Below are 24,435 nucleotides of genomic sequence, written 5' to 3'. Positions count from 1 at the left end.
TTAGCGGGCAATACTTTGCAAAACTTCAATATCAACTAGATTAATGATGGTGGCTTTTATGTCAGTCATGGTATCGCTGGCGATAAGTAAACCATCATCATTCAATTTAATATAACCTTGCTCACGTATACTACCGATTAACGTTGACTGAGCTCGTTTATCGGTAAATTCAGGCGCGTTAATATTGTTTAATACCGATAATCGCTTGGCAATGGCTACTACCTTAGTTTCTAAGTCACGCTTACTTAAGGGGGCTAAACGGCTAGTTAGTGAGGTGATAATGGCTAAGCGTTGTAGACTTTCATCAACACATTCTGCTAAGGCATGGACTTGGCTAAGTAGCTCAACCTCGTCGGTTAATGACCAAAAGCCAGCTTTGCTTAGTTTAGCTGTATCATTTGTTTGTAACACGGCCAATACCTGATGAACTTGCTTGGCAACTTGTTCAGCGTCTTGATACAAATATAAATCTTCTTTGAGCAAGGCCATTAATGCTTGTACTTTAAGTACTAACTCATCCTGATTGATTTTGTTGTGCCTATCAAGTAAACGACAAATAAGTGCCGGTAGCACAAAAGTATGCAAAATATTATTGCGGTAATAGCGCATTTCGAGTTTTGCTGTATCAGAAAGTGATACTAAACTACCAAAGCTATCTTCTGTGATAGTTACTTTATTAAGTGAAATGACGTGTGTCAGCAGTTGTGCACCAGTTTCTTCGGGAATGGTCAGCTGATCACTAAAGGGTGCCTGGCGTTGTAAGTTTAAGAAAAAATCGAGCTGATTTTCTAACTCTACTTTAGACAATGCTTTATTTTTGCTGGCATGTAATATCAAGGCAATTAAAGCTACGCCGTTTAAAGCAGCACTTTTATTGATGTTTTCCATCACTTGTTCAGCAAGTACATTTACCGTAGGGGTTAACCAGCTAGGCTTTTGCGGATCAATAGGATCAATTGCGTCTTTCCAGTCAGGTACTTGTTTATTTAAAAACTCGTTAATGTTCATTGGCTCGCCAAAGTTTACATAACCATTGCCATAGTTACGTAGGCTCTTTATGGCTTTTAGTACGCCGAACATTGACTCGCCTTTTTTCTCGCCGCCACTTAATTCTTTGTGGTAGGTACCTACTTCCATTACGTGTTCATAACCTAAATAAACAGGCACTAAAGTTAATGGTCTATCAATGCCCCGCAACAAGCTTTGAATGGTCATCGCTAACATGCCTGTTTTCGGTGATAAAACTCTACCTGTACGGCTACGACCGCCTTCAGTGTAGTATTTAACGCCATAACCACGTTCAAATAATAGCCCTAAATATTCACGGAAAATAGTGGAATATAAACGGTTACCACCAAAACTACGGCGAATGAAAAAAGCACCACCTTTTCTAAATACCGTGCCAGCAGGCCAAAAGTTTAAGTTTATACCCGCAGCAATGCGTGGCATAACTAGGCCTTCTTGCAAAATCACATAAGAAAGCAATAAATAATCCATGTGGCTGCGGTGACATGGTACATAAATGATTTCATGACCATCTTGCGCTAATTTACGTAATACTTTGGCATTACTGACGTTAATGGCGCTGTACAAACGCGCCCATAACCAATGTAAAATAATCTCACCAAAACGTACCCAAGAAACACTGTAGTCGCCAGCAATCTCATTCATGATGGCGAGTGCTTGCTTTTTAACTTCAGCTTCAGATGTTTTTTTACTTTTTGCTTCATCACAGATCATGCGCTTGATCGAGGGAGTGGCAAATAAGGCGGTAAACATTTGCTTTCGATGCATTAGTCTCGGGCCTTTAGCCGCAATCGTTTGACGATGAAAATGAAAGCGAGCAACCCGTAAGAATTTATGAGCGGCAATTTCATCTGTACCGTGATTATCAGAGATATTTCTAAAAGAGAAAGCTTCACTAAAACGCACTAAGGTATCACGACCTAAAAAAAGTACGATAAAGAACTTACGTATCCAACTTGGTGACTCTTGATCTGCTATTAAGGTACCAATATTAAGATTCTTACGTTCTTTAGTTGGCGTTCTTCCCCAAATTAGATTGGCGGGAATTAATTTAGCATCTAGATTTTCATCAATAGCATGTTGATTTAAAAGCTCTAAACCTTGGTTGGTTGCTGTTGTTTGGCTGGCCTTTCGCCATGAGAAAATTGGTGTCGGTTTCGTCAAGCATAAGATGCGATTAAAAATTTTTCCGTTTATGCTTACTTGCCCTAAAGGGTCTGGCAGGTTTTGCTTTTTACAAGCATTTTGCAGGGTCAGTAAGTCAGATGCTGACTTGTGGCGAACAATGTAAAAAATTGGTTTATTTGGTTGTTCAGTTATGCTTTGGCTGTCTGTAATGATTTTGTAGCGAACCAGTAACTTAAGCGGGAGTTTTAAAAATAAATAGAAAAAAGAACGTAAGGCCAACATTTTGTATTGCTCGGATTAGTCATTAACAGCTATAAAAGGAGATTTTAACATCATTATTTAAAATTGTCTTGGTTTGTAAGCAAAGAGGTAGTGGGCTGAAGATAATGCATTTTAGAGCTTTGCTATTAGGAAATCACATTGAAAAATATAAGTAATTGTATTTTAAAGTATCAAATAAATAGGACTAAATAAGTCACCTTAGCTAGCCTCTAAAATACAGTCTAACTCAATGTGGAATTCAGCCCCAAGCGGCTGAGATTGCCGGGATGTTTGACATGGTTGTTTGTAGCGTGTTAGGTTTTATGTACAATAAAAGAACATATCGTAATGCTGTCTACATCATAAAAAATATGACTTTTATCTCTATAAAAATAATAATAAATGAGGGGGATTATATGAATCTTACTAGAGTCATTTTAGTAGTTTGTATGTTTTTTTTTATAGCTACACCCAGCTACGCTGCACCTGGTATAGCAAGTATCGCATGGCTGCCCGGGCAAGTTGAAAATGGAGAAGCAGTAAAGATTGATTGGGATATGTGGTGGGGAATGAATGGGGACTCATGGTACCTAACTGACAATCAGGTAGAGGTATGTAAGGGCAACTTAACACCGCAAGGACAAATTAGTCAGTCGAGTAGTTGTACAGCCAATTTTACTGTTGGTCAGCATGACTTACAAGTCAGTGTATGTATTGATGAAGATTGTTCAATGAGTAATGTAGCATCATTTACTGTTACCGGTGATACCCTCGATTATGTTGTACCCACTATTGCTTTATCAATGCCAACCATTGATGATAATGTAGACTCAACAGATTAGTTTTATCGAAAATTATGGTCGAATATTAAAGTATATCTTTAAATAAGTGAATAAATAGTGTGTTGACTGTTAGCTATGTTAAGGGTCGTAATGGGGTAACATTAGGTAAACAGGGGGAGTTAATTTATTTTCCATAAAAGGTGCTATTTAGTGCCTTTTTTATTGGCTAAAGCGTAAGGGATAATTTTGAAAAAAATAGCAGTATTTGTTGACGTACAAAACATTTATTACACCACCAGAGATGCTTTTTCTAAGCAGTTTAATTATCGTTTATTGTGGCAAGAGCTGATGGCGCAAGGCGATATTACTGTCGCCAATGCCTACGCTATTCAACGTAGTGATGATCAACAGCACAAATTCCAAAAAGCGTTAAAACATATTGGCTTTGAGGTAAAACTAAAACCTTTTATCCAGCGTCGCGATGGCTCGGCCAAAGGTGACTGGGATGTAGGTATCACTATAGATATTATGGAAGCCGCCGCGGATGTTGATACCGTTATATTACTTTCAGGAGACGGTGATTTCGATTTATTGTTACGTAAAGTTCGTGAAAAGTATGGCGTAAGCACTGAGGTTTATAGTGTTGAGCAACTCACTGCTAAATCTTTGATCGATGCGACTGATGTTCACCATAAAATTGAGCAAAGCTTACTGCTATAGAAATTACTGTTATGAGCTTATTGAAATAGCGATGAATAATGACTCGCCGCTGTTAAGCTTACTTAGATGCACATTGCTTAGATTTAACCTTGTTTAGTTTTATGTTTTTTAACTAAATATGCGCTTATTAATAGCGCAATAACAAATAATGTCACGCTAATTATAAGCTCATTTTGTGCTCCTAATCGTATACCACTGCCCGCCAGAGAAAAAATGAGCATCTGTGGAATAAAACCAACAAACGAACCGCTGACATAAGCAGGCATTGAGACCTTGCTAACTCCTGCAATTATATTGGTGATAAAATTACTGCCCAAGGGTAATATGCGAATAACAACCGCTTTTAAGAAGGTTTGTTCTGCCAAAAATGCTGATAATGTTGCCAATTTTTTAGGATGTTTACGGGCAATTCTTGCGCTTAATAGATAACGAGAGATACTAAAGGTGATGAAGCAGCCGAGTGTTGTTGCTAATGTTGCTATAATCATACCGACCAAAGCACCTAAGTTAATACCCGCAACTAAAGCGGCAATTTGTCTAGGTAAGCCAATACTGGTTGCCAGCGATAAAAAGCCAAACAGTAGCAGGCTGTTAAAGTACGTTGAACTGCCTTCTTGTTGCCAAGTAAACTGCTCAACTAGCGTTATTGTCCATAAACTTAAATCAAAGTTGCTTTCTACACTGGTAATTGTTGCTGTGTCTGCTGGGGTATAAATCAACCATTGATACAAAGCTATCACTATAATGGTCAGCATAATGAGGCTCATCAATATTTTAGTTGTACGTGCGTGCGAGGCAAAAGATAAAAACTTTGAAAGCATGGTTATACCAAGTGAATTAATTAGTCTGTTTCATTTAAACTGTGTAGCAGTTTAGTTTTTGCTTGCTCAAACTCCTGCGCAGTCAAAAAACCTTGTTGCTGTAGTTTAACTAATTTTTCTAAGGCATTCACTAAGTCTGTTTCCACTTTGGCTGACTCGATTGCGCTGTTGTCATGGTGTTCATGTGATGTTTTACCATCAATTTTATCTTGAGGGACTTTTATCTCAGGCTTATCTTCGTTGTCAGACGAACTTATAAGTGGCTTAGGGTGAGTAGCCGGTCTAATAATAGCGGCTTGTGCATGCAAAGGGGTATCGTCATGGATTTTATGGTCTGTTTGGGCTATCTCTGCGGGAGTAGTACTCGATTTAAAAATACGTTTACCTGTGTACTCAGCATTGATTGTATTTGCTATTAGCCAACACCAATCAATAACATCTTCGACAACGGTAAAGTAACCCTTCTTAGTTATTCTATCGCTGCCTTTTCGTAGGTATAAACAAATGACCTGTTTATTTTTTTCGCTGCTTTTAATTGTTAAGCTAATGCGGCGGACTTTACCATCTACCATTTTAGCAACTTGTTCATTATGAAAAATCTTACGTAGTGCTTGTTCTTTTTGGTCGTTAAAGCCATGGCCAAGGGTAGTGTTAATTGTTTCGATGGCTAAATCACCCAGCCAAAATTGACACTGCTTGATATCAGTCAAGGCTAGTACTTTTTCAGCCTCGTGTTGATGTCGTCTAAATAAATTTAACCCTGATTTGTCATCAGTGAGTGTTAGGTTTGAGAACTCTCTACGTACCAATGATTTAGCGGAATTTTGTTGAATGTTAACTTGGTAATAAATATAGCCACCAAGTAGGCTAAAAAAAATAACTAAAAAGAGCATAAAACCACTTATGGAACTTTCTTCATTCGCCTGCAAATAAGCTTGTCCTTGAGTTATATCCTGTTGAAATAATTGATATATTGCACCGGAATCTCGATTGAAAAAAAGCAATTCACCACGATTATCACGAAAGAGTGTTAGCTGGTTAGTGAGTAAAGCGGCTTGCTGCAGCGGCCATTCTAACTCAGGAGACGATTTTAATTTTTGTACTTTTTGTCTGTTTATATTGGTTGTGGCATGGTCTTTTGCTAGTGAACTGAGCTGCCAGTGATGTTTGTTTTTCGAGAGTAATAATAGTTTATTGCGTAAAGCTGGCGCATTTTGTCCTCGATATACCAGTAAGCTATTGGCAGCCAATAGTTTCTTGTGTTGATATATATAACTCTTAGGAGGATAGAGCCGCCAATCTTCACCACCATAACTATAAGATAACCAATTTTTTATTGAGTCTTTAAAGTTATATATATGTGAGATCAGCAAGGCTTTAGAATATTTATCCGGCCAGATAAATTGCCTTATTTGTCCAGCACCAAGCAAATAAATTGTTTCATCAATACTTTTATTCGCGAAAAAAGGATTGCCATGAGGCACGCTATAACTAGCAGTAGAAATTTCCTGTGGATCAATACGCAAGATAACCCCAGAATAAAGTGGATATTGTATTAATTTGGGGCTTTGAGAAAGGGCAATATAGAGCTGAGCAAAATCATCATGCCAAGACTTACTGTATGGATTAAAGCTCAATTGGCTAATATTATTGCTTATGTTGGCGATAGCAATTCTCAATACTTCACGTTGACTTGAGATGTTAACTTGCTTAGCTTGGGTTAATTTCCATTCAGTGACAATAGCATCATAATTGAGAGGCGTGGAGATGGCTGAATCTTGTAAACGCTTAGTTGTATTGACTTTTTGCGTTTTTTCTACGTGAGCCGTATAAAAAGTACCATAGCCGCTTTGATCACGTTGTGAAAAATTTGGGTGTAGAGCAAAAGCGCTCAATACTAACATTGCATTTTTAGCCGAACGTTGTTGTAAATCGACTAATAAAGAAGAACCGTTAGGATTATCTTGCTCTAGCTGATAAATCTTTCCTTCTTTGCTAGCAAGATAATAATGCTGGCTGTTTCCAGGTTGCTCAAGTAATTGAATCCATTGGTTATCTTGGTTTTCTTGGTTTTCTAATTGTGGTGCTTGGGCTATTTTTTGGAGCAAGTAATTGTTTTTTTCAACAGCAGCATTTCTCGCATTACTACTCGTCGTGAATAGCAGGCACAGCAAGAAAAGTACAAAGTGTATTTTGTTTACGGTAAGCATTTAGTTGAGTCATCCATAGTTCAGTGTCTTGCTAACGATTTTTAGTCTTTCTTTGTATGCCTAAGTGCCCTTAAATAAATGTACATTTTTTATTTCTATGAACTGATCTTTGTTAGCACCGCTGGTGTAACTTAATTTTCCCTCTAACATCAGTTCGTCGCCAATATCGCCATGTTCAGCTATATATTGGGCTTGTTTCCCCCAAGCATGAATGGCACGCTCTACTGAAATTATTTGCCATGTTTGTTTGTCGGTATTATAAATGTGCTGATTAATTACAATATTTGCTTGGCTTATATTTTTGTTTTGTTCGGTTAACATCAGTTTTGGCTTTGAAATTAGTTGTGCACTGCAGTGAATTTGGTTAATTGCTTGAGTATAACCTTTGCTAAATTTTTGTACAAAATTGGCATGCACAATGCCAGCATGATTAGTGTTTTTATCAGCAGTGTTTGGCTTAATGTTGCTCAAGTAGCCATGCAGAAGAATAATGTCACCTTTGTTGGCATGTAATAATGCCTGTTCGACCAATTCACCTTCTACCTTTACATGATGATAGCTAGTCCACTCTTTATATTTATTAGTACTTTTATCTAACCATTTGCTTGAGGTCGCTAATACTATTTCGGTCACGGCAGTAGCCGGATTAGCACGATAGCGAATATCTGGTGTTGCTACTAAATTACCCAATAAGGTCACGGCACAAAGCTGCGGGCTTGGTGCTTCTAAATGTTTATTAACAGCATCTGATAATGACAAAATTTTTTCCTGTGGCTTCAAAAAAGTATCTAAATTACTTCGTTAACTATTATTACGTTGTGATAATAAAGGAGCAAGTGTTTATATTTTAATATGAATTTAGGGTGGTTGTTAATACTTTGTTATAAAAAATAAGCAATAAACTTCAAAAAACGTGATAATGCAGTAATTAACGCCCTACCTGAATGATAGTAAAAAACACAGCTGGTTAACGCTGTTTTTCAAAGGCTTCTTCTATGGGGTTAAAATGACGATATACCGCGTTCAATCAGTAAACCAAAGCACGACAGTGCTTAAATCATTTCCCTTGCCTAAAGCTATTTTAATTCCCACTGAAATCCTGCACTTTGATTGGTAACGGGTATATAATGCCAACATATATACCCGTTAAATTATAAATCTTGTCTGTCTTATACTAGTTTCATTAAGTTTGTGATCTTGTTGTGCACAGGAAAAATAAATCAAAGCAAGGCGCTCGATTGACCAATAGCTGGCTATTGGGATTGAGAGCAACGCCGCTTTGGCGTATTTTAACCAGCACAATAGGGCAATAATTTATGAGATTGGTATTAGACAAGCCTATAGGAAGCGAATGAGCCCAACTATTGCCAGCGAACACTTAAGCAACATTGCCCTTGGTTACGTAGATAGTGTTGATAGCGAATATGCTAAACGACTTGCCAAAAAATGGCGATTTAATTACCTAGGGCATGTTGCCGCAGCAAATAAACAGCCACAGCTAGAATTTCTCTTGCAAATGCATCATCACGCGTTAGAGCTGTGCAAATTAGATGAACCGAAATTGGGCGCCATCAAAGTAGACTTTGTTGAGGGTGCTGTTGCTCATCGACGTAAATTTGGTGGTGGTCGAGGTCAAGATATTGCTAAAGCGGTGGGCTTAAAACATGGTTTTACCCCACACGTACTAGATGCTACCGCAGGTCTTGGTCGCGATGCTTTTGTGTTAGCTGGTCTTGGTTGTAGACTTACTTTATTAGAGCGCATGCCTGTGGTGGCTGCACTTTTAGATGATGGTATTGAGCGTGCTAAATTAAATCATGAAGTCGCCGACATTGCTAACAACATGCAGTTATTTCACGGTTTATCACTAGAAGAAATGGATTTAGCTGACGCTCCAGATGTGGTGTATTTAGACCCTATGTACCCACATCGTGAAAAATCAGCAGCGGTAAAAAAAGAAATGCGTATTTTTCAATCTCTTGTTGGTGAAGACCTTGATGCTGATGGTTTGCTTGAACCGGCACTCGCTTTAGCGAAATACCGGGTTGTGGTAAAGCGACCAAGTTATGCACCACCGTTAGCAGATAAAAAACCCTCAATGAGTATCAAAATGAAGAAGAACCGTTTTGATGTTTATGTTAAACAAGCTATACCAAAACCTACGGCTTAACATGGCCATATTTATGGTTACATAAAATCATCACATTTATGTAACCATAATGTCATATTCCTGAGCGATTATTACCTTTATTTACCTTAAAGGTACTCATGTTATGCGCGTTTCTAGTTTCTCCCGCTTGTCTGTTTCAGCAATCAGTATTTTTGCGGCAATTTTTCTAGCAACTATGTATCACGTTGGTGAATCTTTGAGTAAAAGCCAAGCACAATATAAGAGTTATCAGGCGCTTATTTCCTTAACTACCATTGAGTTTAATCGTACTATTGTTGAGTACTTACAAACTGGTGATGCGGGCTTATTGAATAAGGCGCAAAAGCAATTAGCCGAAATTGTTAAACAAACTCAGCATTTGAATATCGATCAACTATCCAAGAAAATAGATTCACAAGCCAAGTTACTCGCCAATAATATCAATACTAAATTTCGCGCTATGGGTAAACTCAGTGGTGACCCTTTGGTTATTTTGCGTAATGGTGAGCAAGAAATGTTGGCTCTTAATCATAATTTAGCTACCTATGCGCAAAATACATCGGTACTACCATTGCAGGCACAGTTTAATTATCTGATTAAAACACAAACAATAGGCAAGTTACTGGCCGACTTAGTCAACGCTAGAGAAGCTGTTTTTATGCAGCAACAGCCGAATGTAAAATCGATAATACCTCTTTTGCAAGAACTGCAAAGCTTAGGTCGATTCTTGTCAGTATCGCCAGCTTTAGCTATTTATGCTGCAAGTGATAGTGACTTATATGATGAAAGTGATGATTTATTAGGAGATAGCGAAGCACCAGAAGATTTAAGTCTTGAAGCTATTGGAGAGCTACAATCACTGTTTAACCGTTATCAGCGAGAGCTAGAAAATACCTTAACGCAGCAACAACAGCAACAAGTGGGCTTAAGGTTATTAGCTGAGCAAGTGGGCAATATTGAAAAATCGATTATGCGAGGTGAAGCTGATATTACACTTGAGCAAGATAAAATAAATAAGCAGCTCTATATTATTGTCATCGGCTTGTTAGTGTTTTTAGTGGTATTTCTACTCGCAAATTATTGGTTGCAGCGTAGTGTTATTCTCCAGCCGTTGCGTAATTTACGTGATAGTTTTGTGCAATTAACGGAGTTAGGCAAAGTTGATAACATCACTAATATTGATAAAAATACTGAGTTTGGTGAGATATCTACCAGCTTTAATCATATGGTTAATAAGCTTGCACAAGATGATAAAGACAAAGCTGAGCAACTTGATTTAGTAGCAAAAGCTTTAACGACTATGGAAAGTCAGGTGAAAAGCATTTATCGGTCATCGCACACTACTAGTGAGCACGTGCAAGGAGCGAGAAAAATTATGCAAGCCTTAGGTGAGGCAACTGAAACAGTGAATACACTCTCAGGTCAAGTGGTCAACAATGCTCAAGCAACCAAACAAGCTATGGCAGTAAGCCAACACCATGTATCACAAGTATTGGCGGCAAGTGAATCAACTAACTTAGCGGCCAAGGAAAGTAAACTAGCGATTACCTCACTCTTTCACTCTGTTGAATCAGTTACTTCTATTGTCGATGTTATTAGCGCTATTGCCGATCAAACCAATTTATTAGCACTTAATGCCGCAATTGAAGCAGCAAGGGCAGGGGATCATGGTCGAGGGTTCTCTGTTGTTGCCGATGAAGTTAGGCAACTGGCAGGGAAAACACAACAATCACTTAAGCAAATATCGCAACGCTTAAATCAATTACAGGGTGCTAGTAACTCAATTGAAGGTATTATCAACGACATTGAGAAGGCGTCATATAAGCAACGTATAATTGCGGATGAGTTGCAAGAAACAGCATTAGCCGTATCAGGGCAGGCGCAAGTTTCAGCCACCGTTGCACAAGACACCCTGGAACAAATTACCCGTCAACGCAGACACTTCATTGCCTTTGAGCAAGCCATGGCTAATGTTGACAAGGAGGTGACTGACTCGCAACAATTATCCAATGTCATTTCAGTTGATGTCACTAATCAAGTCTATGATATCGGACTTACGCTCAAAAAGGCCTCCTAAAGAGTTATTATGTTAAGTCCATCAAGCTAGGTATAATTAACATTTATCAGGTTAAGTTACTCGAAAACTTACTGCAATTAACAAACAAAGGTATTCTCATGATCAAAATAAATAGTTTAATGCCCGTAGGCGAATTACAAGAATTAAAAAATGGCGAAATGACCACGCATAATACCGCACAACTTTTTGCTAATAAAAAAGTTGTGTTATTTGCTGTTCCCGGCGCCTTTACACCAACATGCTCTGCGGCGCATTTACCTGGTTATGTCGCCTTAGCAGATGAACTTAAGAGTAAAGGTGTAGATGCTATTATTTGTCTTTCAGTAAATGATGCTTTTGTAATGTAAGTAAGCTTATAACTCAACCTATCTTTCATCACTTCCTCTTCATGCACTCCAAAAGTAAATGGTCTGTTTACGTCTACTAATTTCATCACCACCCCACTATCTAATTACCTTTTCGTAGATTAAACAAAATAAAGGGAAACTTGGCGTAAATTGCACACTAAAAGTCGCTGTATGCAAAGTGTTCATTATTATAATTCTGTAAAATTACACACATAAGCAAATGTAATTTTAAATAGGAAATAAGTAATGAAATATCTGTTAACTATGGTCTTAGTATTGACCTTAACTGCTTGTGGTAGCTCATCTGATGATTCTGCCCCCGTGACACCCGAGCCATTACCACCTATTGTAGAGCCATCACCAGAACCGCCAGTAGCAGACCCTATTGAGCCAGTTGTACCACCAGTTATTGAGCCAATACCACCAGTTGAATGTACAACTGATTGTGATGTATATCTTGACCCAATTGAAGTTATCGTTGAACCGATTGAAGGTGGTTGTTTTATAGTACCTACTTTAAGTCATGTCGATGAATACACTGTTCATATAGATATCGTCAATACATGCTTAGGCACTACAGTGTACTTTGTACCGCCTGAAACCATCTGGGATGCTATTGAGATTACCCCTAAAATGATTGGTAATGTAGTTATTGAACATAAAGAGCATACTCCGGGCATCCTGTCATCTTTTGCTCGTAAGGCAGTGTATTTAGATAACGGTAATTTGTTTGCTAGAGCAGATGCCACCAGTTACAGCAACGGTAACTATACATTCTCTCACCATTCATCAACATATATGGGTTCAATAGAGCTACGTGCATACTATTATGCTGATTCTGACACTACATCTTTTAACGTAAGAGATATATTTGGTATTGATACAACTTGTGAGATATCTGCACAAAACATAGCTGATTCACACTGTGTAATAGATAACGTTACATACGGCTTCGGTATTGATTGGTTTGAGAATATGCCTATGGCTACAAACCTAACAGAAGACTATGCACATCATTTGTATACCGCAATAACTGAATACTTTGACCTTGCAATGGTTAACGGATACCTAACTGCTAAATAACCTTAACTGGACTCAACGAAGGGGCTGCTATACAGCCTCTTGTCGTTATGGATATAGTTCAGCTAACAGATATCAAACTACGTATTGCTGTTAATACTCGTGTAAAATCAACCCTTTTCAGGTTGTCTGCCCATTACACCTCTGTATGTATAACCGCTTATAACTCAACGCATATTGTACTATCCCCACAACCACCAATAACCAGCCCTACCAACGCCTACACACCCACGGTAAGGCGCACTACCAGCCCCTATGTTGAACGATAATGCCTTAGATGATAAGTGATATAACTAACTGATAATAAAAGGGTTTAGAGCCTAGGGCAGCACTGTGTGTGCAGTAATTTATCTAATTATATCACTGGAATAGTGACGGGGGACTGTCTGTACTAATCGACTATCCAATGGTTATCCCATGCATAATTGAAAGCGCGTTAAATGGGTTGTTGAAGTGTCCGTTTTTGGTGTAAACCTAGCTACAGACCCCATTATATAGCGGTTTGTGATTATAGAGCAGGCGTGGTAAAACTTAGTAATAATACAATTCTCAAATATACCCCAGACTGAAATCACAAAAGCTTATTTTCCCATACTCCAACACTGGTTTGCCTCCCCACTTCCTGTCTCAATCATGGGTTTGGAATAAAATAAGTTAACTATAGTGACCATCTTTAAGTCGTTGATGTTGTTGATGATTTATTCTGTACTGCTTGTGGCGGAACAATAAGCGAACAATGGTTAATGGTGGTTAATGTTAGTGGTTACTTATATTGTGTGTCACGGGTAGGGCGCATTGCACACCCATACCCCATAACTTGATAGCTTATTACGTACCGTCATCCAGTAGCTTTATGGTACGCCACTGCTCATCCTCTAGGGATTGTAAGTGCTCTATCAATACTCCGCGCCAATAGTCAGTCATTGGTTTCATCTGGTGTTAACTCCTATTCATTATCTAAGCTACTGCTTGTGGGAAAGCTTCATCGTATGTCGGCATAGGCATAACGTAACCTGCTGGACTCCAATTAAGTAGATGACTCAGTGGTCTAAATCCACTATGTTTCTCTACCATACTTACAAAGTTATTGATTACACCTCTAGTCAAGTTTTCATGGAATAGGTGTTCATACTCACGCCCACTCTCAATACAATCTAGTATGTGAATAACCTGACTCTTGGTGAATGGTGCGCCTGCTAACGTGTAATAACATGATGGACTATTAAAGCCATAGACAGCACCCTGTGTGTATTGCCTGTTACTATGGAATGCGTAACATTCTGCTACTACCTCGGGCGCAGCTCCTAACCACAGTAAACTAGTTAAAGCCTCGGCACTACAGTCAGTGTTCACCAGTGTGTAAATCTTATTTAAGACACCGCCTGCCATATCATAAAAGTTTCTATAAGACTTAGCAGACATCTGTCGTAGACCTAAACTGCGTAAATCAACTTGCTTGCCTAAACCGTACGGCTGTATTGTTCCAGTTGTTACACCGTCACTATTAACTTTAACTACCTCGTTATCTGGTGTGATTTGGGTAGTAACACCGCTGGCGTTTCTATGTATAATTATGTTGTTCATTATCTAATATTCTCCGTAAATTAAGTGGGTAAATTGACCCATTTTAAAACTGTAGTAAAACTTTCAGAACACCCTCTATAGGTAACCATAAAGTTATTGTTATTTATCTATGTAAAGCCGTATGGTTAAACACTTGTAGAGCGATTTCCTATGGGACAAAACTGGACTCTTCCCAACTCTAAAATGGTACACCTAAATCAATATACTCACTCACTTGGTAGGGTTCACAATACCCAGCACAGAATGGAAAATCTAAGCTCATACACCCACAGTCCTGTGTGCTTGGGTAACGAATACTCATTAGTTCATTTAACTCAATAGCTGCTCGATCTCGGTCAGCATTAACAGTTAGAATCACCTGCTTAATACTGGTACTCGATAGCAATGGGTATTCATCTTCAAGCTCTAGTGTGACCACTTCAATCAAGCTACGCTGCGCTATCTCTTCATCAGTGATGATTCTCAGTTTACCCTCTAATAAGTCATACCAGCCACCAAAACCAAGTTGCTCAACTTTCAGTTTAAGTCTGTCAGATTGGTTAATCAGAACCTCATTAAACGTCCACTTCTCACCACTAAACTCTGACTTAGGCTCAGACTTAGGTGTTAGGTTGTACTGCCTCATAATGGCGTTCAGGTCGTTATTAACTTCAACCCACTGCTTGATGTCATCCCAACTAACCAAGCCACCTGTAGTGTCATACAATCCAATAGGGTAGGTCTTGTTAGACATCTGGCGATTAATGGTTCTAGGTGCTATTACAAGATTATCAGCTACCAACAAACCACCCTCGCTCACTGGGTATAAATGACTTAAATCTAATTCGAGATTAGCTGTAGTCTCATATACTGGTGTATCACTTTTAACTGATACTTCTTTAACTGTATACCCTGTCATTCTGGTGTGTAGTCTAAGTAACTCAATAGCTTCTATGATGTTGGTCTGCTCTAACTGCCCACGGTAACGGATACGTTTTAAATGCCCTGTCAACCTGATACCAATACTGGTTAACCAAAATCTATAACACTGGCATTTATTGCAAACACGTTGGTATGGTTTAGGGTAATAACGTACAGTGCACTTACTGCACCGCTTACGTTTTGCTGCCATTGCTAGCACCTCGACTATGTATTTCCTCTAGCATTGATAGCTCTAATAGCCGTAGAAACACATCAACACTAACGCCTGCCTCTCTTGCTAACTGTTTGGCATTGGCTTTGCCGTATAGGTATGTTTGTTCGTTAGTCATTGGTGCTACCCTCTACTGCTACCGCTTGTAGTGCCATAGTCTTGATTAGGTTTAAGTCCACATCAATGTCTTTAACCCATGCTGTGATAGCTTGCCTGCTCTTTCCGATAACTCTGGCGATGTTAACTTTACTAACGCCACGCTGCGCCATAGCTACAGCCATTTCTTTCTCGATACTCATTACAATAATTCTCCTAGTTGGTAACTGCGCCAGCTAAACGACAGGCACAATAAAACCGTTCAGCTAATCGACATCTCCTAAGAGTAAATCTGACTACTGTTAACGGTTTAAGTTAATGCTGTAGTTCCATAGCTCACGTGTGGTGAACATCTACAGGCTTGGTAGTTACACTGGTAAAATCACCAGATATAACTCTATTTAATAAGACCGACATTATACCACAATATGGCATAAATATCAAGATATATATCATTTAGTTATTAGTATTGCACTTCAATGTGTGGTAGTGACAATGTGATTCTAACTATTACCACTTACTGCTTATGTATTACAGTTCAGTACATTAACTCTTGAGATATCTACTCCGAGCTTGAGCAGTCTGTGAGAAACTACCCGTATCAAATAACAGTCTCTTATAAGCACCCCTGAAAGAGACAATCAATACTTGGTAGTAATTAGTCTCATATAGTCGTTGACCAACCTAAAAGAGACTAGTATACTTAGACCCACTTAAAAGAGACAAGACAGGCCAGAATGAAATTTATCTACTCACGAGTTAGCACACTAGAACAGAACGTTGAACAACAAACACAGGTATTAGTTAAAGAGTACGCTGACCACGACCAAGTGTTTGAGGATAAATTCTCTGGTAAAGATTTGGATAGACCTGCATTACAAGAGCTACTTGGTAAAGTTAGAAAGAATGATACTGTAATTGCTTATGATGTATCTCGTTTAGGACGTAACACTGTTGATGTATTAACACTGGTAGAGAAGTTACAAGAGCAGGGCGTTAAGGTAATTATCCATACCCTAGGTGGCGTAGACATCACTAGCTCTACAGGTAAGATGGTATTAACCACTATGGCTAGTATTGCTGAGATGCAACGTACTGAGATGTTAGAGAAACAAAAGATTGGTATAGCTCGTGCTCAAGAAGAAGGTAAATTTAAAGGCAAGCAAACATCACAAGTAACAGTTGATAAGTTCAACAAAATAAATGAGCTAATAGCTAGTAATGGCTTATCAGTGACTGATGCGCTTAAGACAGCAGGTTTATCAAAAGCGCAGTATTACCGTATGAAAGCTAAATAACTCAAGTATGGGTCAAGTGATTTAATCCTATTAGTTAGAGTTCATAATTGTGTTATTCTTTGTTTTTAATGAATTATATTTGGTCTTTATATGTATATCAGTAACGAATTTTTAAGCTGGGATAGTGGTTATGATTCAACTGGTGTTGACTTTGAAAAGTTAAAAAGAAGTCATGATATATGGCGTCATGCCAAAGAAAGGCTTAATAACAATCCGACTGAGTTTGACAAAGTTGATTGTATAACCTCGCTGAAAAGAGCCATAAATAGTCGATTAAAAGCTATATCAAAAGAGTACAGCATAAATGAGCTTCCTAACCTCAGAAAGAAAAAGCAACAACTAGAAAAGTTTCAAGATTACGGGTTGGTTAGACCTGCATTTCTCAAAGCTCTATTTGATTTAAGGAATATTCTGGAGCATGGGGATGTCACCCCGCCTGCAACTGAAAAATGCAATTATTATATTGATATCGCATGGTACTTTTTAAAGAGTACAGATAGCTTGCTTGTTATGAAAAACGATAATGTATTTTTTGAGCAGGGAGATGATTATGATGATGATGCATCTAATGGTATAAGTATTGGGTATAAGATTAAAGACGGTTGGGAGATAGGGATTGGCGGCTGTCTTGAGGATAGTCTTATATCATCAACCGAGGTTAAAGGCTGGATTTACCTCCCTGACTTTAAAGTTATTGAAGGAAGGGCTGCAAGTGGCTTTGTTTGTTTCAGGTCATCAACTCCTGCCTTGTCTGAAGAGAGCCTGATATCACTTGCTAGAATCTATTTTTCTAGTATGGGTTATTGGTATAGTGACCATCTCTAATGTGTTGGCTCATAGCTGGCTCATAGCTGGCTTATAGTGATTAGTGTTATCTCCGAATCCTAACGAAAAACTCAAAAGATTGATTATCGCCTACCTAACACCTGTCTTAACAGCTCCTATTATCTTTCCTGTAGTTATCTTCCGCGCCAGCGACAAACCAGCTCTAAACTTTAGGGGAAGCCTAATTCGGGAGCACGTATTATATATGCTCTTGTAGGTGGTGTATACAGTGTTTATACAGTATAAAATCGTTCATTTTTTACTCTGTCGATGTTATAATGTTCTTGCGTTAACGGAATCGAAACTGGACGCATAACAATAACTTACTGAGGTAGATAATATGGCTAAGGGTTCAAGTATAAATGGTAATGGTGGCGGAGATGGTGGTGGTAATGATGGTTACACTATCAAAGGTCGTGGGGTAGTTAGTAGGGCTAAGTTTATTAAGGAGGTGAAGAAGGATATGCACCCAGACACAGCTGTCTACAAACGTAATGGTGTGGAGTATGCTAGGAACAAACCAAACACCAATAAACCTGATAACATCAATGATTAATCACACGATGTAATCACCGAAGGGGCATGAAGCCCCTATTATTTATTTAAGTTTTTCTAGATTTCTACTTTGTAACTTATCAAGAAAATCAAGTAAACCCTCTTTAGTATTAGGTAAAGATTCTCTGATAGCATTAAGAATTTCTTCATTGACATAAGTTATTGTTGGGTTACTTGGTTCAACTGGATTCGGTAGAACAGTGATACGCTTTATCTCTTTGTAACTAACTTTAAAGTAGATAGATATAATCCCTGTTTTATATAGAACAATTTTCTGTAAGTGCTGTTTGAATAAATGATTTAACTTGATACGTGATTCTTCACAGCCTAAGTCGATAGAACCAACTTCTTTCAATACATCAACGCTACTGCCAGTGATAGCGTTATTCAACTTGGTAAGCTCTGTATTAGCTTCTGACAGCTCTTGACGTTTATCATTCCTGAGTTGGAGTAAACCACCAATATCATCAGGATTCTCAATGCTACCAATAGCAGTTTCATAGTTACTAATAGACTTGGTTAGCTCATTTATTTTGTATTCAACAGATGCGCGTTCTACAGCGTTACTGTTGCCAGTATCTTCAATACTCAGTTGTGAGTAATCAAGTACGGTTAAAGCCTGAATAATTGCATCCTGTATCGGTTGCATGTGCTGACTTTTCCTATCACAACACTTTCGATGTGTATTACCAGTACATGAGTAGTAGGTACGGTAGACTTTCTTTTTCAGGTAACTATGCTTACGAGTAACAGCATGACCACATTTACTGCACTTCATCAACGATGCAAATACATTGTTAAACTGGCGAGAAGCTTTACCTCTAGCAGATTGGTCAAATGAAGCTTGAACAGCATTGAATAGCTTTTCACTGATTACCATAGGAAAGTAATTCTGTATTGGCTCACCATTATCGGTTTCAACACGTTTACCATCAATAACAGCTCGGTTTTGTGGTTGCCACTCACCTATAAGTCTACGATTCTTCAACAACCTAGTGATAGAGTCGTTACGTAAAGCAAGCCCACCAAACGAAAGATTATTCTCATCATGTAATTTTGTCATTATCTTATTGCTACCCATACCGCTAAGCTTCATATTGAAGATTCTTTCAATCAAAGCAGACTCAACTGGCTTAATGGAGAACTCGGTTTTATCAGCATTCAAGCTCAACCATCTTGGAACACTTTTACCACTAAACAAAATCTTTCCAGTATCACGAGCTTTAGCTACATTAGCTTGTTTGGCAAACGAGATTAACTTACTTTTCTGCTCAGATTCCATATAAGCTAAATGAAAACCAACCGTAAGAAGTAAGTCACCAGCTAGGTCTAGTTTGTTGGCAGTCTTATCGATGATAATGCCCCATCTAACAATGGCAACTTTAACGCCATAACCTAATATACGTTGAAATAAGGCTCTAGCATCATCTGGTGGTAACCGACTAAGCCTGTCTATAGCATGTACACAAAGCATATCACCAGCTTTTACCAAGCCACTTTCACAATCTGCTAAGAAGCTACCTAGTCCAGCATCATCTTTTATATTCATACCGTGATAACCTGAGGCTTTATCTGTGTAGACTTTATCTGATAGCGTATAGTCATTGTGTGAGCCTAAGAAATCATTAATAGCTTTGAGCTGGCGTATTAAGCCACTCTTACCGTCACTGTCTTGGATAGAGGTTGATACTCGATTGTAAGCGTATGCTGTGAACATAATGTAATACCTGTGTGATTGATGGCTGTAGTGTAAGCCCAGTACCAACTCAGTGTTGTAGTGTGATGTAGTGAGATGTTATGAGTTGTAAGGACGATGCCATTGTCATGAATGCTTGGGGTGAGTCGCAAAACGCTGAAAATATTATGATGTTAGCTGATGGTGATGGTAGTTACACAAAAGCATTAGGTTTAAGCATGGACACAGCTGGTTTTGGTGGCGTGCGCTCACAGCGTTACGCTATGATTATTGATAATGGTGAAGTGACTAGCTTAAATGTAGAACAAGCAAAATCGTTTGAGGTCAGTAAAGCTGAAGTTATTATTGGGCAGCTGTAGTTTATTTATCCGCTATAGTTTTGCTTAACAATGCTGAATTTGAATGTTAATTAGCTATCAGTGTTTAATCAAACTGATACTAAAAGCAATCAACACAAGAATACAACTAAGAATGATTAACCTTATTAACTAGTTGGTTAATAAGGCGTTTTTATACATGTAAAGTTTAAAGTATACAAATTATTGCTTGAATCGACACGGATAAAAGGGCAGAATTCACCCAATTAGAATCTTCAAGGCAAAATTATGTTAAAAGCTGAAATGGTAAAGAAATTAAACCTACAACTTAATTTAGAGTTTTACTCTTCAAACCTGTATTTACAAATGAGTGCTTGGTGTGAAGAAAAGGGTTTTGCTGGCGCGGCAGAATTTTTACGTAAACATGCCAATGAAGAAATTCAGCACATGAATCGTTTATTTACTTACGTAAGTGAAACGGGTGCTTTACCTATTATTGGCGCTATTGATGCGCCGCCACACCAGTTTGAAACTTTAGGTCAGTTGTTTGAAATGACTTATGATCATGAATGTTTAATCACTGAGCGTATCAACTCACTTGCTCATGAAGCCTTCACTAATCAAGACTATTCGACTTTTAACTTCTTACAGTGGTATGTGGCTGAGCAACATGAAGAAGAGACTTTATTCAAAGGTATTTTAGATAAAATCAAACTAGTAGGTAACGATGGTCATGCGTTATTCTTCGTTGACAAAGATTTAGCTGAACTTGCCAAAAATGGCAGTACTAGCATAATGACGGAAGCTAACGCATAAGCGCTGAATTATAGCGCTTAGCAACAGCTACGGATCTAAAAAACGCTCAAAAGTGTCTTACACCTTTGAGCGTTTTTTTGCTTGCAGCTTAGCAATTTAATTCACTCGGTCAGTTAATACTTTAAAAATATATAACCTCGCCCCTTCACTGTTTGAATAACCGAACGTTTTGATATCACCAGTAACTTCTTTCTTAAGTTTGCCATATGACTGTTAATGCTTTTATCGCAACTGGCAAGCTGACGCTGAAAAATTCGTTCGGCAATATCTTTTCTTGAAATTAACGAGCCGGCATCATTCATTAGAACAGTCAGTAGGTTAAATTCTAACCCTGTTGTGACCACGGGCTGCCCTAAAAATAGTACAGATCGAGTTAAAAAATTTAACTCTACTTGTGTGACTAATAATTTGTCTAAGGGTAAGTGGCTTGTTTGAGTGCTCATACTGTTTACTCGGATACTTCTTCTTGCTGAGGTGTTTGGTTAAACATTGTTGTTTTATAGCCAGTAGCTGAAGTATTACTGCTTTCGAGTACTAAGAATTGTTCACTTGATTGCTCATCAAGGACTAATTCAAAGGTGTTTAATATGATCGAGCTGCCATTATCTTGAGCGACGACAAAAACTTGATAGCTATTATTTTTTAACAACAGTGAACTGGTGTTTTTGTAACTAATGTCACTGTAATACATAGCAGAATTAATGGTTTCGTCTTGCCTAACGAAATACACTTTTACTTGAATAAAATCATCAGATTGAATTAAATTAACTATTTCAATTTCATGCTCGTAAATGCTGGTCAGTAAGCTATTTTCAACCATCAAGGAAAATAAATTAACGTCAATTTCATCAATGATACCATCACCATTTTCATCAATATTACCGTCGTTATCGCTATCGACATATTCTTGCTCGGCATAGAAAAATAGGGTTTTGTTGGTATTTTCAACTAAAGATAATAAATGGTTACTTAATAGTGCGGTATTATCCTCAGTATTGGTGAGATCAAGGCTGTAGTCACCACTGGCCAATATTAGCGAGTTACTAATTTCTCCATAGGGTAAAAAGGTGATGGCAGGGCTTTCACCAACGCCGTTAATGTGCAAAGCGAAGGCTTCTTGGTAGTTATTTAATTGCTCATGATTAGCTACCGCATTATAAGCCCTAAATTGTGCTTCAGCTTCAGCGTCTACATATTCAATTACTGTTGAGTCAGACATTTTATCTAACACATAAGGTGAGGAGCCCGCACCGGTATTCTCTTTTACTACCATAATATTTTGTGAACTATAGGCAAAAGGAATACTGTTTGATCTAAATAACACCTCATTACTACCGGCAATAGTGATATAAAAAATATAATCATCTTGGTCAAGCTTTTGATTGTCTGACAATTGCTGATATTCAAATTGGCCAACTAAAATCGCTTCATTAAAGCTTTCATTTTCTTTAGACAGATAAAAGTCTACGGCTTGTTGATTTTCATGCATATTTAATACTCTGATATTAAAAAGGTCGTTACTAGTATCATCTTCATCATCAATTACCGGGAAACTGTGCACAGTAACTTGTGGCGATAAAATACTATCGCTAAGCACAATCATATGAATAGTATCTTCAGCCAAGGCGAGAGTATCTTCATAAATGACAGCCAGATCATCAGTCGCTAAGCTGTCGTCATCTTGCCAAGCAAGCTGATAGTAATAGTAGTTTTTGCTAGTTAAGCTGATATTACTATTGGCATTACCATAAGCAATGCCTGAGTATGTTTGCTCAAAATGGTCATCATCATCGTTATCTTCAGTAAGATTTTCATCTACTGTTAAATAAATACTCGGGGAGTCTTTAGATAAGTTATAAAGTTTAACGTAACCTGAACCGCTACCATCGTCACTAGAATTACAACCGAGCAAAATAAATAATAATATGCTGGCAGCTAGGCAGCTTTTTAATGTTTGTAAAATTTGAAGTGTCGTCATTTGTTTTTCCGTAAGGTAAAGTTGCAACAATTTGTTGGCGAATGTTATGCAGCAATAGATAGACACTTTGAGTAAGAGTTCCTATCTTTACACAATCTTTGCATTTCTTTATTTTGCGTGAGATTTTCTTGCACAATAGAGTAATTTACCTGTGTTTTTTTGTGGCTAATTCAACGAAGGTGAGCAAATGTGTAAGAGGTGTCTTCCGTAAATAAACAGATTAAAATAACCACAGCAAAAACGGTAAGGTAAGTTTTTGTATACGACCTATTTGCATACAGATTATAATAACGGCGAAATTTTCGGGTTTTCTTCTTAAGGTGTAACAGTGATCACAACAGATGTATTAATAATTGGTGCCGGCGCGGCGGGTTTAATGTGCGCTGCACAAGCAGGCTATCGCGGTAAAAGTGTTGTTGTGGTTGATATGGGGAAAAAGCCGGCACGAAAAGTATTAATCAGCGGTGGTGGCCGTGCCAATTTCACCAATGAAGGTGCAAGTCCTGAAAATTACCTTTGTCAAAATCCACATTTTGTAAAATCAGCGCTAAGCCGTTATGGCGCGCAAGACTTTATTGATTTAGTCGACAGGCATGGTTTGCAATACCACCATAAAACCCTTGGCCAATTATTTTGTGATGATAGTGCTCAAGATCTGGTTGATATTTTGATGACCGAATGTGAATGGGCTGGAGTACAAGTCAATTTGCGCACTGAGGTATTGTCGGTTACTCAAAATAGCCAGGGTTACCTAGTTACTACTACCGATAAAAGTTACCAATGTAAATCGCTAGTGGTCGCTTCAGGCGGTTTAACTATGCCTAAATTAGGCGCAACACCTATTGGTTATAAAATTGCCGAACAATTTGATTTAAATGTACTAGAGACCTTAGCCGCACTAGTACCTTTTACTTTACATGATCACGACAAACAACGTTTCGATGGTTTATCAGGTATCAGCCTGTTGGCTGAAGTAACCAGCGAAGACGGCACGTGTTTTAAAGAAAATATTTTATTTACTCACCGTGGTTTATCTGGGCCAGCGATATTACAAATATCATCTTTTTGGCGCGCAGGCCAGTCGGTAACTATCAACTTGTTGCCGGAAGTAAATCTTAATGAAACCCTAACTCAGTGGCAAAGTGAACAAGGGCAAAAGTCGGTTAAAAATCTGATGGCGACTTTATTACCTAAACGCTTTGTTGAGGTATTAGTCAAAGATGGTGTCATCGTTGATAAACCAATAAAACAACTCAATCACTTAGAGATAAAGCAGTTAAGTGAATACTTACATGCTTGGCAGATCAAACCAAACGGTACTGAGGGTTATCGTACTGCAGAAGTGACTTTAGGTGGCGTAGATACTGATGAGTTATCCAGCAAATCTTTTGAAAGCAAGAAACAGCCTGGACTGTTCTTTATTGGTGAAGTTATTGATGTCACTGGTTGGTTGGGAGGGTACAACTTTCAGTTTTGTTGGGCCAGCGGTTATGCATGTGGACAGGCGGTTTAATTTGTCAGAATTGCATTAAACTAA

General features: G+C 38.2%; 21 protein-coding genes and 2 pseudogenes. 12 read left to right on the top strand and 11 right to left on the bottom strand.

The window, feature by feature from the left end; genetic code table 11:
• On the bottom strand, window positions 1–2,436 hold the full coding sequence (plsB, locus tag GAB14E_RS20795) for a glycerol-3-phosphate 1-O-acyltransferase PlsB (protein ID WP_033080434.1): 2,436 nt from the start codon (window positions 2,434–2,436) through the stop codon (window positions 1–3).
• Window positions 2,437–2,864: 428 nt separating this feature from the next.
• Here plsB and GAB14E_RS0122450 point away from each other — a divergent pair, with 428 nt between their 5' ends.
• Complete coding sequence (locus tag GAB14E_RS0122450) at window positions 2,865–3,257, top strand: chitinase N-terminal domain-containing protein (protein ID WP_197061140.1); 393 nt, start codon at window positions 2,865–2,867, stop codon at window positions 3,255–3,257.
• Window positions 3,258–3,443: 186 nt separating this feature from the next.
• Window positions 3,444–3,917, top strand: coding sequence for an NYN domain-containing protein (locus tag GAB14E_RS20800; protein WP_033080432.1), 474 nt, complete (start codon window positions 3,444–3,446; stop codon window positions 3,915–3,917).
• Between the two features lie 83 nt (window positions 3,918–4,000).
• Here the strand turns inward: GAB14E_RS20800 and GAB14E_RS20805 are convergent, their stop codons facing one another.
• The 3 genes from GAB14E_RS20805 to GAB14E_RS20815 are packed head-to-tail and all read right to left on the bottom strand — an operon-like array spanning window position 4,001 to window position 7,707.
• Window positions 4,001–4,738: a TVP38/TMEM64 family protein gene (locus GAB14E_RS20805; RefSeq protein ID WP_033080431.1), complete on the bottom strand. Its 738-nt coding sequence runs from the start codon at window positions 4,736–4,738 to the stop codon at window positions 4,001–4,003.
• 20 nt (window positions 4,739–4,758) lie between these two features.
• Complete coding sequence (locus GAB14E_RS20810; protein ID WP_033080430.1) at window positions 4,759–6,948, bottom strand: SHOCT domain-containing protein; 2,190 nt, start codon at window positions 6,946–6,948, stop codon at window positions 4,759–4,761.
• Window positions 6,949–7,008: 60 nt separating this feature from the next.
• Complete coding sequence (locus GAB14E_RS20815) at window positions 7,009–7,707, bottom strand: single-stranded DNA-binding protein (protein WP_033080429.1); 699 nt, start codon at window positions 7,705–7,707, stop codon at window positions 7,009–7,011.
• Between the two features lie 592 nt (window positions 7,708–8,299).
• Here GAB14E_RS20815 and GAB14E_RS20820 point away from each other — a divergent pair.
• The 4 genes and pseudogenes from GAB14E_RS20820 to GAB14E_RS20835 all read left to right on the top strand — a co-directional run bounded on the left by GAB14E_RS20820 (window position 8,300) and on the right by GAB14E_RS20835 (window position 12,604).
• Window positions 8,300–9,118 (top strand): class I SAM-dependent methyltransferase, encoded by an 819-nt coding sequence (locus GAB14E_RS20820; protein ID WP_033080428.1) that lies wholly within the window; start codon window positions 8,300–8,302, stop codon window positions 9,116–9,118.
• A gap of 103 nt (window positions 9,119–9,221) precedes the next feature.
• Window positions 9,222–11,174: a methyl-accepting chemotaxis protein gene (locus GAB14E_RS20825; protein ID WP_033080427.1), complete on the top strand. Its 1,953-nt coding sequence runs from the start codon at window positions 9,222–9,224 to the stop codon at window positions 11,172–11,174.
• Window positions 11,175–11,272: 98 nt separating this feature from the next.
• Window positions 11,273–11,518 (top strand): annotated as a pseudogene (locus GAB14E_RS20830) (redoxin family protein); the annotation flags it as partial.
• Window positions 11,519–11,767: 249 nt separating this feature from the next.
• Window positions 11,768–12,604: a hypothetical protein gene (locus tag GAB14E_RS20835; protein WP_033080426.1), complete on the top strand. Its 837-nt coding sequence runs from the start codon at window positions 11,768–11,770 to the stop codon at window positions 12,602–12,604.
• A gap of 954 nt (window positions 12,605–13,558) precedes the next feature.
• Here the strand turns inward: GAB14E_RS20835 and GAB14E_RS20840 are convergent.
• The 4 genes from GAB14E_RS20840 to GAB14E_RS20850 form a co-directional block, all read right to left on the bottom strand.
• Window positions 13,559–14,185, bottom strand: coding sequence for a hypothetical protein (locus GAB14E_RS20840; protein WP_033080425.1), 627 nt, complete (start codon window positions 14,183–14,185; stop codon window positions 13,559–13,561).
• 178 nt (window positions 14,186–14,363) lie between these two features.
• A complete protein-coding gene (locus GAB14E_RS20845; protein WP_033080424.1) occupies window positions 14,364–15,296 on the bottom strand; it encodes a hypothetical protein in 933 nt (310 codons plus the stop codon).
• Entirely contained in the window at window positions 15,280–15,435 is a 156-nt protein-coding gene (locus tag GAB14E_RS24680; protein WP_156115637.1) for a hypothetical protein, read from the bottom strand. Before GAB14E_RS24680 ends, GAB14E_RS20845 begins: the two co-directional genes overlap by 17 nt.
• Window positions 15,428–15,616: a hypothetical protein gene (locus GAB14E_RS20850; protein WP_033080423.1), complete on the bottom strand. Its 189-nt coding sequence runs from the start codon at window positions 15,614–15,616 to the stop codon at window positions 15,428–15,430. Before GAB14E_RS20850 ends, GAB14E_RS24680 begins: the two co-directional genes overlap by 8 nt.
• 534 nt (window positions 15,617–16,150) lie before the next feature.
• Between GAB14E_RS20850 and GAB14E_RS20855 the strand changes: the two genes are divergently transcribed.
• From GAB14E_RS20855 to GAB14E_RS20860, 3 genes are all read left to right on the top strand, one after another.
• A complete protein-coding gene (locus tag GAB14E_RS20855) occupies window positions 16,151–16,711 on the top strand; it encodes a recombinase family protein (protein WP_033080422.1) in 561 nt (186 codons plus the stop codon).
• Window positions 16,712–16,801: 90 nt separating this feature from the next.
• The gene (locus GAB14E_RS23840) at window positions 16,802–17,536 is read left to right on the top strand and encodes a hypothetical protein (protein ID WP_052093402.1); all 735 of its coding nucleotides are present in this window, start codon (window positions 16,802–16,804) and stop codon (window positions 17,534–17,536) included.
• A gap of 340 nt (window positions 17,537–17,876) precedes the next feature.
• Window positions 17,877–18,092 (top strand): hypothetical protein, encoded by a 216-nt coding sequence (locus GAB14E_RS20860; protein ID WP_033080421.1) that lies wholly within the window; start codon window positions 17,877–17,879, stop codon window positions 18,090–18,092.
• A 42-nt stretch (window positions 18,093–18,134) separates the two neighbouring features.
• Here the strand turns inward: GAB14E_RS20860 and GAB14E_RS20865 are convergent, their stop codons facing one another.
• The gene (locus tag GAB14E_RS20865; protein WP_033080420.1) at window positions 18,135–19,808 is read right to left on the bottom strand and encodes a recombinase family protein; all 1,674 of its coding nucleotides are present in this window, start codon (window positions 19,806–19,808) and stop codon (window positions 18,135–18,137) included.
• Window positions 19,809–19,900: 92 nt separating this feature from the next.
• On the opposite strand from GAB14E_RS20865, the pseudogene GAB14E_RS20870 reads away from it, so the two are divergent.
• Window positions 19,901–20,146 (top strand): annotated as a pseudogene (locus GAB14E_RS20870) (redoxin family protein); the annotation flags it as partial.
• Between the two features lie 246 nt (window positions 20,147–20,392).
• On the top strand, window positions 20,393–20,920 hold the full coding sequence (gene ftnA, locus GAB14E_RS20875; RefSeq protein WP_033080419.1) for a non-heme ferritin: 528 nt from the start codon (window positions 20,393–20,395) through the stop codon (window positions 20,918–20,920).
• A 113-nt stretch (window positions 20,921–21,033) separates the two neighbouring features.
• On the opposite strand, the gene GAB14E_RS20880 is transcribed toward ftnA, so the two are convergent.
• Together GAB14E_RS20880 and GAB14E_RS20885 are read right to left on the bottom strand one after the other, a co-directional pair.
• On the bottom strand, window positions 21,034–21,363 hold the full coding sequence (locus tag GAB14E_RS20880; protein ID WP_052093401.1) for a winged helix-turn-helix domain-containing protein: 330 nt from the start codon (window positions 21,361–21,363) through the stop codon (window positions 21,034–21,036).
• 5 nt (window positions 21,364–21,368) lie between these two features.
• Window positions 21,369–22,898 carry a hypothetical protein gene (locus GAB14E_RS20885; protein WP_033080418.1) on the bottom strand — a complete coding sequence of 510 codons (1,530 nt, stop codon included), beginning with the start codon at window positions 22,896–22,898 and terminating at the stop codon, window positions 21,369–21,371.
• A 328-nt stretch (window positions 22,899–23,226) separates the two neighbouring features.
• Between GAB14E_RS20885 and GAB14E_RS20890 the strand changes: the two genes are divergently transcribed.
• On the top strand, window positions 23,227–24,411 hold the full coding sequence (locus tag GAB14E_RS20890) for a BaiN/RdsA family NAD(P)/FAD-dependent oxidoreductase (protein ID WP_033080417.1): 1,185 nt from the start codon (window positions 23,227–23,229) through the stop codon (window positions 24,409–24,411).
• Window positions 24,412–24,435: the final 24 nt, after the last annotated feature.

This window comes from Colwellia psychrerythraea (assembly GCF_000764185.1).
Taxonomy (GTDB): Bacteria; Pseudomonadota; Gammaproteobacteria; order Enterobacterales; family Alteromonadaceae; genus Colwellia; species Colwellia psychrerythraea_B.
The sequence above is the reverse complement of the archived record's forward strand: the minus strand, read 5'-3'. Positions and strand labels throughout refer to the sequence as shown.